Annotated in this window: 5 protein-coding genes; all 5 read left to right on the forward strand. The window is 26.8% G+C overall.

Annotated elements, in window-relative coordinates; translation table 4 throughout:
• The first annotated feature begins 2 nt into the window (after window positions 1–2).
• Complete coding sequence (gene rplL, locus T388_RS0101610) at window positions 3–374, forward strand: 50S ribosomal protein L7/L12 (protein WP_027120588.1); 372 nt, start codon at window positions 3–5, stop codon at window positions 372–374.
• A gap of 276 nt (window positions 375–650) precedes the next feature.
• On the forward strand, window positions 651–4283 hold the full coding sequence (gene rpoB / locus T388_RS0101615; RefSeq protein ID WP_027120589.1) for a DNA-directed RNA polymerase subunit beta: 3633 nt from the start codon (window positions 651–653) through the stop codon (window positions 4281–4283).
• Complete coding sequence (gene rpoC / locus T388_RS0101620; protein ID WP_051586187.1) at window positions 4276–8697, forward strand: DNA-directed RNA polymerase subunit beta'; 4422 nt, start codon at window positions 4276–4278, stop codon at window positions 8695–8697. Before rpoB ends, rpoC begins: the two co-directional genes overlap by 8 nt.
• A 107-nt stretch (window positions 8698–8804) precedes the next feature.
• Window positions 8805–10328 (forward strand): hypothetical protein, encoded by a 1524-nt coding sequence (locus T388_RS0101625; protein WP_027120591.1) that lies wholly within the window; start codon window positions 8805–8807, stop codon window positions 10326–10328.
• Between the two features lie 132 nt (window positions 10329–10460).
• A partial coding sequence (locus tag T388_RS0101630; RefSeq protein WP_027120592.1) for an SGNH/GDSL hydrolase family protein occupies window positions 10461–13114 on the forward strand: 2654 nt, incomplete at its 3' end.

The following is a 13114-nucleotide window of genomic DNA, read 5'->3' on the forward strand; positions in this document are numbered from 1 at the left end:
TTATGGCAAAATTAACAAAAGAAACATTTATTGAATCATTAAAAGAAATGTCAATTAAAGAAGTTATGGAATTAGTAGAAGCAATGAAAGAAGAATTCGGTATTGATCCTTCAGCAGTTGTTGCAGCAGCAGCTCCTGCTGGTGGTGCAGAAGCTGAAGAAAAATCTACAGTTTCAGTATTCATTACAGCTGACAATGGTAAAAAATTACCTATTGTTAAAGTTGTTAAAGAAATGTTAAACTTAGCTTTAATGGAAGCAAACAAATTAGTTTCAACATTACCTGCTACAATTAAAGAAAATATTCCAGCTGCAGAAGCTGAAGATATCAAAGCAAAACTTGTTGAAGCTGGCGCAACTGTTGAAGTTAAATAATTTCATACAAATTTATAAAATTAAGGTTTATTAAAAACCTTAATTTTATTTTCATATTTTTTTAATTTTTATAAAATTGACTAAAAACATTATAAAACAGCATTTTTTATAATTTTGAATTAAATTATTATGGTTAATGATTAAAAATTTATTTTTTATATTTAAATTAAGTGCTAAAATATGAACACTCGTGCGTAATTAATTAGTATTAATATTAATATATATTATTTTTTAATTGCGTATGTGTTTATTTTTTATTAGAGGAGTATTAAGAATATGAACGTTGCAACAGAAAAAAAAGAAAATAAATACCCTTACAAAATTAGGAAATTTGGACCAATCACCGAGCGTCGTGATTATTCAGTAACTAAACATACTGAACCAGTTCCTGATTTTTTAACAACAAGCAAAGAATCATTTAAATGATTTATTAAAAAAGGAATTGAGCAAAGTCTTAGAGAATATTATCCAATTTCTGCTACTAACAAAAAAGTTGTTCTTGAATATGTTTCAGGTTCGGCTAAACTTGATTATGATAGCAATGAATATAGAGCTGTCAATACAGCCAAAGTTAAAGGAACTAATTATGCTGCAAAATTAACAGCAAAATTTAGAGCACAAGCAATTGAAACCGGAGAAGTTAAAGATGATGAGGTTCTTTTAGGTGAAATTCCTCTTATGACTAGTGGTGGTAGTTTTATTATTAATGGAAGTGAAAAAGTTATAGTTAGTCAGTTAATTAGATCTCCTGGCGCTTATTTTGGTCGTGGAGTTCGTAATAAACAATCTGATGATTTATTTAACAAGGTTGAAATTTTACCAAGATTAGGTTCATGAATTGAAATTTCACATAAAATTACATCAAAATCACCTGATTCAGTAAAAATTAAAATTGATAAAAACAAAAATGTAAATTTAACAACATTTTTAGGTGCTTTAGGCCTTGGCATTAAAGAAATTAATTATCTTTTTGGTAATTCTGATGTACTACAAGAAACTATTAAAAAAGATAAAAGATTAAATGAGGATGGCTACAATCATGAAGAATATGTTAAAGGTTGTCAAGATGAATTGTTTAGAGTTATTCGTCGTGGTGATCGTGTTTCAGATGAATCGATAGCTAATTTAATTCCAAATTTACTATTTAACAAAAAACGTTATTCATTAAGTGAAACTGGACGTTATATGTTGAATCGTAAGTTAAATCTTGTAGATCGTATTTCAGGAACACTATTAGCTGAAGATATTGTAATTAAAGACAAAGATGGAAATGAAAAACATTTAACAAAGGGAACACATATTACTAATAAGTTGGCTATTTTAATTCAATATAATTTTGATAAAGGATTTTTAGCAAGTCAAGAAATCCCAGGAATCAATGTTGAAACAGTATATGCAAAACTCTTAAATGATGAACAAAATAAGGATTTGAAAAAAAGAAATAAGATGATTTCTATTCATATCTATCCTTCTAGAAAATGAATGGAACAAGGTAAAGAAAAAGTTAGAGTTATTGGTTCTGATCCAAAAGCGAATGATCAACATCTTATTGTTTCTGATATTGTGGCAACAATAAATTATTATTTTAATTTATTAGATGGAATTGGCCAAGATGATGATCCAGATTCATTGATTAACAAACGTATTGTATCAATTGGTGAATTGATGCAAAATCAATTGAATACTGGACTATCAAAACTTGAAAAAACAACACGTGAAAGAATGAGTGCTAAAGAGCCTGACAAGGTTAAACCTAAAAATGTTACAAACAATAAATTAATTTCTAATCAAATGAAAACATTTTTTAACTCATCAAAATTATCACAATTTATGGATCAAATTAATCCATTAGCTGAAATCTCAAATGAACGTCGTATTACTTCATTAGGACCTGGTGGTCTTAATAGAGATACTGCTCAATTTGAAGTTCGGGATGTTCATGCTACTCACTATGGTAGAATATGTCCAATTGAAACACCTGAAGGACCCAACATTGGTCTTATCTTAAACTTTGCAACATATGCAAAAGTTAATAAATTTGGTTTTCTACAAACACCATACTATAAAGTTGAAAATGGAATAGTTGATTATGAAAATGTTCATTATCTTACTGCTTCAGAAGAACTAGATTCAAATATTGCTCAATCAACTGTTAATGTTGATGAAAATAATAGAATTATTGGTGATCAAATTACAATGCGTCGTAATTATCATTACATAATGGGCTCTCCAGAAGATATTGAGTATATTGAAGTTGCTTCAAATCAAATGGTTTCAGTTGCAGCAGGATGTATTCCATTTCTAGAAAATGATGATGCCAACCGTGCGCTTATGGGTTCTAACATGCAACGTCAAGCCGTTCCATTATTAGAAACAGAAGCGCCTCTTGTGGCAACTGGATTGGAATCTCAAATTGCAAAATATTCTTCAGGAAACTTTTTAGCTAAAAATGATGGTGTTGTTGAATATGTGGATGGCTTAAAAATTAAAATTAGAGATTTAAAAGATAGAACAGACACTTATCTTCTTAAAAACTTTCAACGTTCTAATCAAGACACAGTTATCCATCAAAAACCTATTGTTAAAGAGGGTCAACATGTTAAAAAAGGTGATTTATTGGTAGATGGTTCATCATTCAAAGATGGTGAATTAGCTTTAGGTAAAAATGTTCTTGTCGCATTCACAACATATAAAGGTTACAATTATGAGGATGCTATTATTTTGAATGAACGTCTAGTTAAAGATGATGTTTTCACTTCTATTCACATTGAAGAACAAACAATACAATTTAGAACATCAAAAGCTGGAAATGATGAATTAACATCAGACATTCCTAATGTTTCAAAACATTCAATCAGACATTTAGATGAACACGGAATTGTTCGTGTTGGTTCAGAAGTTACTCCAGGAGATGTTCTAGTAGGACGTACAAGTCCAAAAGGCGATGATAATCCTAGTCAAGAAGAAAAACTTCTTCAATCAGTATTGCAACAAAAATCCCAACAAGTTAGAGATACTTCATTAAAAGTTAAAAACGGTCATAGTGGAACAATTATTGGAGTTGAGATTCTTTCTCGTGCTAATGGTGATAAATTAGAAGACGGAATTGAACAAATTGTTAAAGTTTCGGTTGCTGTAAAACGTAAAATTAAAGTTGGTGATAAAATGTCTGGTCGTCATGGGAACAAAGGTGTTGTTTCAATTGTTTTACCAGAAGAAGATATGCCATATTTAGAGGACGGTACACCTATTGATGTTATGTTGAATCCTCAAGGTGTTCCTTCTCGTATGAATATAGGTCAAGTTTTAGAAATTCATTTAGGAATGGCTGCTAGAGAACTAAATTGCAAATTTGTTACTCCAACATTTGATGGTGTGAAAAAAGAAGATATTAATGAAGTTATTAAAGAAGCAAACCTTCCAGAATCAGGTAAACAATTTTTAATTGATCCAATAACAGGAGAAAAATTTGATAACCCTGTTTCAGTAGGTGTTATGTATATGTTAAAACTTAACCATATGGTTGATGATAAAATGCACTCTCGTTCAGTTGGACCATATTCATTGATTACACAACAACCACTTGGTGGTAAGAGTCAAAATGGTGGTCAACGTTTTGGTGAAATGGAAACATGAGCACTTGAGAGTTATGGTGCAACAAATGTTTTACAAGAAATATTGACTTACAAATCGGATGATATTGAAGGTCGTAATAAATTATATGCAGCCTTAGCAACAAATAGAGATTTACCAAAACCAGGTATTCCAGAATCGTTTAATGTTTTAAGTTATGAACTTAAAGGATTATGTATGAAGTTAGATTCAAAAAGAAGTCAAATAGTTGAAGATGAAGATAGTGATTATCAACAATATTTTGATGTTTCAAATTCAGGAGGTTCAAATGAGTAGAGATTTTAAAAATAAAAATTATTTATCAGAAATAGAAAAAGTTACACTTTCTCTAGCCACCCATGATGATGTAAAATCTTGATCACATGGTGAAGTAACCAAGCCTGAGACAATTAATTATAAAAGTTATAAACCTGAGAGAGAAGGGCTTTTTGATGAATTAATTTTTGGCCCAACAACAGATTATAAATGTCCAATTTGTGGTAAAAAATATAAAAAAAGTGATGAAAATACTAATTGTGAAGTTACACAAATGTGTAAAAAATATCGTCCAGAAATTTTACCAAAAATTACTCGCCGTAGTCGTATGGGTCATATTCATTTAGAAAATCCAGTTGTTCATTTTTGATTTTTTAAAATAGACCATTCAATTATTTCAAAATTATTAGGTCTTAGAGTTGCTGATAGTTCTAAAACAGTTTCTAAATCTGATTTAGAAAGATTAATATATTATAAAAGCCATATTGTTTTAGAGGATGGTGGTTTAAAATCACTTAAGAAAAATACAATTATTGATATCGCAGAAGCAGCAGCTATTTATAAAGATGCTTTAGAAGAGTTGGTTCAAAAATTTCAAGAAGATGAAGAGGGATATGAAGTTATTCATGAAGCTTTAGAAGAATTAGAATCATACGCAACAAGTAAAATGGGTAAGGATTATGGTGTTGATTTTTATGAATATAATGATATTATTCATGAATACAGTGATGCCAAAATTTCTACAGGTTCCTTAGCTATTGAGTATTTATTAAAAAATATTAATTTAAAAGAAGAAGCTCAAAAGTTAGAAGAAGAAATTAGAATAATTACTGCTCAAATCAATGAGTCAAATACTTCATCTGCTAAAGTGCAAGAAAGAACTAAGCTATATAAACGTTTAGCTGTAATAAATAAATTTATAATTTCTAAACAAAATCCATTGAGTATGTTAATTTATGATTTACCAGTTATTCCTGCTGATTTACGTCCTTTAGTTCAATTAGATGGTGGTCGTCATTCGACAAGTGATATTAACGAATTGTATCGTCGTATTATTATTAGAAATAACCGTTTGAAAAAATGAGTTGAAACAGATGCTCCTATGCTTATTAAGCAAAACGAGTATCGTATGATTCAAGAAGCGGTAGATTCTTTAATTGATAATTCAAGAAAAAAACCTAATCCTGTTAGTTCAAAGGATGGTCGTCCTTTAAAATCAATTTCTGATGCATTAACTGGTAAAAAAGGTCGTTTTCGTCAAAATTTACTTGGTAAACGTGTTGATTATTCAGGTCGTTCAGTTATTGTTGTTGGACCAGAATTAAAAATGCACCAAGTTGGTATTCCTCGTGAAATGGCTACAAAATTATTTGAACCTTGAATTATTCGTGAATTAATAAAAGGAGATAATAATATAAATTCAATTAAAGCTGGTAAAAGATTTGTTGAAAATTTAGATCCAATTATTTGGCCTTATGTTGAAAAAGCTATTGAAGGAAGACCGGTTCTTTTAAATCGTGCACCAACATTACACCGTTTAAGTATTCAAGCTTATGAACCAGTTTTAATTCGTGGTAAAGCAATTAAATTACATCCACTTTCATGTACTCCATTTAACGCCGATTTTGATGGTGACCAAATGGCAGTTCATGTTCCAATTAGTGATGAAGCGGTTAGAGAAGCACGTGAATTAATGCTAGCTTCGAAAAATATTTTAGGTCCAAAAGATGGAGAACCTATTATTAACCCAGGACAAGATATTGTTTTAGGTATTTATTACTTGACAATGGAAAAAGCAAATGCAAAAGGTGAAGGTCGTTATTTCGGTTCATATAATGAACTTTTAACAGCCTATGAAAACAAAATTGTTTCTTTACATTCTCGTGTTGTTTTACCTGTTAGTCAAATTAATAAGAAGTGAATAAATACTGGTGATAACAAATATATTGTTTCTACTGTTGGTAAATTTATTTTTAATAGAGTTTTTCCAGATAGTTTTGAATTTATTTTTGGTAAATATTTGGATCAAACTATTTCAACTGATAAAAATGGTAAAAAAGTTGTAAAAGAAAAAGAAATTTTACATACTTCAAGCAATGAAAATCATATAAAAAATTATTTACTTCCTTACGGAACAAACTTCCCTGAAGTAATTAAAGGTATGAAATTAAATTTACCTTTAGCTAAAAAAGATATTGCTAAAATTGTACGTAATGTATATGATTCATATGTTTCAGTTATTAATATGGAAGATTTAGCATCAGTTATTAATGATTGTGATAATGAAGAAAAATTAGATAAATTGTTTGATTCATTAGCACAATTAAAGAAATATGATGGTCAACCAATTGAAGTTTCACATGTTGAAATTTTACAAGACATTATTCTTGAAGAACGAATAAAAATTAAAACAGAATTTGAAAGAAATCACAAGGGTAGCCAATTAGGTTGAACTGTTAATGAATTTACAAAATTATTGGAAAAAGTTTGATTTAGATATACAAATATTGTTGCATCTATTCTTGACGACATTAAACAGTTAGGTTATAAATTTTCAACTCTTTCAGGTACAACAATCGCAATTAGCGATGTTACCACATTGCCTTCTACAAAAGAAAAAATTAAAGAAGGTGATAAATATATTGAGGAATTAAATGAACAATTTGAACTTGGTATGGTAACTGATGATGAAAGATATAAATTAACAATTGAAAAATGAACAGCAATTAAAGAAGAAATTGAAAAAGAATTAAAAGAAGTTACAAAAACAAATCCAGAGAATCCATTATTTATGATGTTTACATCTGGTGCTCGTGGTAATTCAAGCAACTTTGTTCAATTAGCTGGTATGCGTGGTTTGATGAGTAATAACACAAAAATTCTTAAAGCTGATGCTGAAAATGAACGTGTTGTTCGTTCAACAGTTGAAATTCCAGTTAAATCATCATTTCTTGATGGATTAACTGCTTATGAATTTTATTCATCAACTCACGGTGCACGTAAAGGTCTTACTGATACTGCTCTTAATACTGCTAAATCAGGTTATTTAACACGTCGTTTAGTGGATGTAGCTCAAGGTATTGTTGTTCGTGAAGAAGATTGTGGTACCGATTACGGATTTGTTGTTAAAGATATTAAAGATACAAAAACCAATTCAGTTATTGAAAGTCTTTTAGAGAGAATTGAAGGACGCTTTACTAACAAACCTATTTTAGATGGTAATAAAGTTATTTTGGAAGCAAATAAATTAATTACTCCAGAAATTGTTGAGGAAGTAGAAAAAGCGGGAATTTCGGAAATAGAAATTCGTTCAGTTTTATCATGTTACACACGCAATGGTGTATGTAAAAAATGTTATGGTAAAGATTTAGCATTAAATCGTGTTGTTAATATTGGAGAAGCAGTTGGAGTTGTTGCAGCACAATCAATTGGTGAACCAGGTACACAATTAACTATGCGTACATTCCATACAGGTGGTGTTGCTGGAGTTGATGATATAACTGGTGGTTTTGGTAGATTAATGGAGTTAATAGATGCTTATGATTCTCCTTGAGGTCGTCCAGCAATTATTAGCGAAGTTTATGGAAAAGTTGTTGATATTAAAGACATTCAAAAAGATGATACTCAAAAAGCTATTAAATTAATTTCAGTTGAGCACATTGATAAAAATGGTGCAAAACAAACAATCACTTATGATTCGAAAGCAGGTCGTAGTATTCGTGTTGCTATCGGGGATGAAGTTGTTCCAGGTCAAAAACTTGTTGAAGGTCCAATTATTCTTAATGATTTATTAAGAGTTGCTGATACTCGTGCAGTTCAAAATTATTTATTGAAAGAAATTCAAAGGTTATATCGTTTACAAGGTATTTCAATTAGTGATAAATATATTGAAATTATTATTCGTCAATTGCTTTCAAAAATTATGATAACAGATCCAGGTGACAGTAAATTCTTTAGTGGTAGTTTAGTAGATATATTTGCATATCAAAAAGAAAGTGCACATTTAATATCAGAAGGTAAAAAACCACCTTTTGGTGAAGTAAAAATTAAAGGTGCAAAACAAACTCCGTTATTATCTGATTCATTTCTTGCAGCAGCTTCATACCAAGAAACTCCAAAAATTTTGGTTAATGCTTCAATTGCAAGTCAAACAGATAAATTGGAAGGATTAAAAGAAAATATTATTATGGGTCATAGAATTCCTGCTGGTACAAATAGTAATTATGAAGCAAAAGGAAAATATGATATTAAAGATCCTAAATCATATTTTAGTTCTAAATATGACCCAGATAATCCAAATCTTGTTAATGAGGCAATTAATTTTGATGAATTTTCAATGTCTGAAAATCTTAAAGATATAAATATAGAAGAATTATTTGGATCTCAAGAATCAGATGTTTTGGAAGATCAATTTGAAGATGATTTAGATGACTAGTAAATAATATTTAATACTTAAAAGCCATAGAAATGCCGCTTTTAAGTATTTTTATTTAATTTTTATTACTATATAATTAGAAAATATATTTATAAAAGGAGATTATTATGAAAACGAAAAAGATATTTTTAACTTTAACAACAACACCACTTGTATTAACTTCAAGTGTTGTTAGTTGTAATAACAATAATAAAAATGAAAAAACTGAATCTCAAAAGCTTGAAATTGCAAAAAAAGAATATGAATTATTTATTAATAATTTAAATAATTCAATAGAAAATACATATAAAAATAAAACTAATGATAAAAAGAAAGAAATTTTTAAAGATAACTTAAACGAATTAGAACAATTATTATCTAAACACGCAAATATTTTAACTGAAAAAAACATCAATATTGAAACTTTAAATTCGGCAAAAATGGAAATTGAAGCTGTTGCAATGAAATTAGCAATTCAATTGCAGTCTTTTTTGAGCACAAAGGAATTAGAAACTAAAATCTATAAACTAATCGCGGAAATGAATGATTATAAAGAAGATTTAGATGCCACAAAATATCAAAATATAATCGATGAAATAGACACGATAATAAATGAAACAAAAGAAAATTTGAAATTAGCCATTACAATTAATCAAGATCAATTTGATGAAATTTATTCTAAATTAACAAAAGGATTTAAAAAAGCTAAATATGATCAATCTAATTCATACAATTTAAGTATAGAAAAAGAACAGTTAAATGATTTATTAAGTGAAACCCAAGAATTTTTAAATTCTTTAGTTTTACCAAGATATGAAGAAATCAAAAATGAAATTACTTCTATTTATCAAGATTCTAAAACAAAATTTGATTCGAATAACACACCTATAGAAGTTGTGTCAACTTCGATTAAAGAATTATCTAAAGAATTAAGCAAGGTTAAAAAAACTAAAAACGACCTAGATACTCAGTATCAACAAATAATTAATTTACTTAATAGTAAAATTGAGTATGAAATAAATTCTTTTATTGAAAAAGAATTAGTAGATTATCCAAATATTAAAAATGAACTTAACAGTGTTCTAGATGAAGCAAAGAGAATAATTGAAGATGAACATTCTGTTTTATCTGATTATTCTGAGACTTTTTCTAATTTGGAAAAAGCATTAACAAAAGCAAAAAAAGATAGACAACAAGCTAAACAAAATGCATTAAATGAAATTGTTAATAAAATAAGAGAATTTAAAACTAATAAACATTTAGAGGTTTTAAATCTTGTTTCTGATAATTTATTTACAATTATAAAAAATAAATATTTAGCAATAGCCACTGATTTGTTGGATATTGATTTAGATACAGTGTCTGATGGTCAAACTAAAATGTTAGAAGAAAAATTATTAAAAGTTATTAATAAAGCAAACGAAACAATAATCGAAAGAGATTTATTATTTAATTTAGCCAAAAAACATCAAAATTTGATTCTCGAAATTGAAAATTATATCAATTCAAATCCTTCACTTACTGCTAAAAAAATCTCTGAATTGAATAATTTTAAGGATGAATTAAAAGATCAATATCCTTTAATAACAACTTTATCAGAATACGATTCATTTATTAAAAATAGCAAAACACAATTTGAAAATTTGAAATAAATCTATTTAAAAATAATTTTTTATACCTTTAAAACAGGCTTATTAGTTTATTACTAATAAGCTTTTTACATAAGTTGAATTATTTAAAATTTAAGTATAATAAGAAGTATTAATTTAATATGGAGGGTGTTTATGAAAATAAAAGCTAAACAAACTATAGGTATAATTGCTGGGACTTTTGCTGCCACTGTGGCATTAGCAGTAGGATTAAGTTTTATCCCAACTAAAGATAAAAAAATAAAAAAGGTAAATGGTGTTGTCTATTATCCAGATGATAATGGTGATTTTGATGTTCCTGGATTACCTTCAATAAAAGATAATCCAAAGAATAATGATGATGTTCATAATATTCCTATTTCAAAATTATCTCCTAGAGATAAAAGTCGCAATTTTATTGGAGCGAATGATGCAATAAAATATGTAGCGCTAGGTGATTCTATAAGTGCGGGATTTCAAGGAGATATGCCTAAAGATTATCCTGGAAGTTTTGTGGACAATAAAATTGAGGGTTTATCATTTCCAGCTTATTTAGCTTCGTTTTTCCAAAATGCTCAAGAAAATAAATTAGAATCTTTTTTTAATTTTGCTAAAAGTGGTTCTAGATTTTCAGATTGAAATTTATTATTAAATACAAATGACTTTACTTCTCTTACCAATGAACAAAGAAATATTCTTACTAATTATTTTGGTAATGATTTATTAGCTGCCAAGCAATTAATAATTGATAAATTATCACAAGCAAATTTACTCACAGTTACATTAGGTGCAAATGATTTTTTAACATTAACATTAAATAATTTAGCAAATGCTCCATTATTAGATCTTATTAATCAATTAGCTAATAGTAATCTGAATTATTCTTTAATTGTTTCATTAGTTAATGATTTCTTCAACGACGTTTTTGAAAATTTAAAAACAAGACAAATTGAATTTATAAAAACTATTAAATCAATAAATTCAAATTTAAATATTAATTTTATTGGTTACCCAATGCCTATTGCTTTTATTGCACAATTAATAGATGCTAAATTGGGTGATAATTCAAATATAAGTATTTCTAAAATAATTTTAGATTTATTAAACAAAAAAATTAAATTTATTGCGAATTCAAATGGAGAATTTTTTATTAATCCTTATAATTCTGATAAATGAAATAGAGAAATAAACTTATTTACTCCTTTATTATTTGATATTCATCCTAGTTCATTTGGATATAAGAAAATGGCAATGGATATATTTACAAAATTGATTACACCATCTAGAGATATTGATTATTTAAAATCATTAAATTTAGATTGAAATTATAAATATCTTCAAAGTGATCAAGATTCATTTTTGTATCAAATTGAATTTACGAAAAAATCGGAAACTATTATTAACGAGATTTTTGGTAATGATAAAGACATATTTTTAAAAAATGAAGATAGTTTTTATTTAAAACATGAATCAGAAAAGTCTGAGTCTAATTATATAAAAAGAGTTTTAGATGATACTAGATTTTCAAATTTCATTTTTAATAATTTATTGTTTAATTTTTTTAATTCTGATTTTTATAAAAATATTGATCCTTCAAATGCATTAAAAATATTTTTAAATAGAGATAATAAAAGAAATCTAAATAAAATGATTGAATGATTTAACTCTAACAAAATTGTTTCTAATTTATTTATTTCATCACAAAAGAGATTTTTTGAGACTGATTGAGACAATGATAATGTTCCAGGTTCAAAACATTATACATTGGATAATTTGATAAAATCTTTTAAAGAAGAATTTTTAGATGAAGAAAAAAATATAAAATTAATTACAAGCTTTTTAAAAATTGATTTTTTTGAAAATCAAAAATCTGAATTGAAACAAATTATAGAAAATATAATTCAAAATGTTTTATCATTTACAGTCACAAATAAACAAATTGAAAAATTCTTAAATCCTTTTTATAATAATAAAATCGCAAAATTTATTTCTAAAAATGATTTATTAAATTTAATAAAAATAGTACTAAATAGCAAAACATTAAAAGAAACTGTTGGTTCATTGTTTGTAAACATTATTAACGATTCTAATTCATATTCAAAAGCTACTAGTTATCAAGAATTATGAAATATTTTTATAAATTCTACGTTAAATCAAAATTCTATAAAACAAGCCATGTTTTCTATAACAAAAGAATTAACAAGTAATTTAGAATTTAAACAAATAATTTCAAGACTAATTTCTAAACTTATAAAAGAATCTGATATATCAGTTGAAATATTTAATGATATTGAAGAAAGTGATTTAACTAAATTAAATTACGATTTAATTGAAACTCTAAGTTTATTAGATGAAAAATTGAAATTTTCAGACATTATTGCAAATTCTTTAATTAATGAATTAATTAATTCATCTCCTTTAAAATTAAACGTTACTAATATTTTTAAAGTTGTCAAAACTAATATTGAAGCAAAATTTGATAATGAACATTTAGAAGAAACTATTTTAAAAATTATTAAAATAGTAAGAAATAGTAATTTAAATCAACACAATGAAACAATTAAAAAATTAATTAAATCAAGCTTGAAGTATCTTGCAAATAGTGATTTATTAACTAGATTTGTTGATAAATTATATGCAAACAACAATAACGTTGAACAATTATTACAAAAAGATGATTTTACTAATTTATTAAAGAAAACATTAAATTCTGATGAATTAAACACTTTAGCAAATAATTTAATTCAAATGTTTTGAGATACAGATTTATCTAAAATTAATGATGCTACAACATTATTTGATTTAATTAA

Origin of the sequence: Mycoplasmopsis lipofaciens ATCC 35015 (assembly GCF_000686585.1) — a bacterium.
Lineage (GTDB): Bacteria > Bacillota_I > Bacilli_A > Mycoplasmatales > Metamycoplasmataceae > Mycoplasmopsis > Mycoplasmopsis lipofaciens.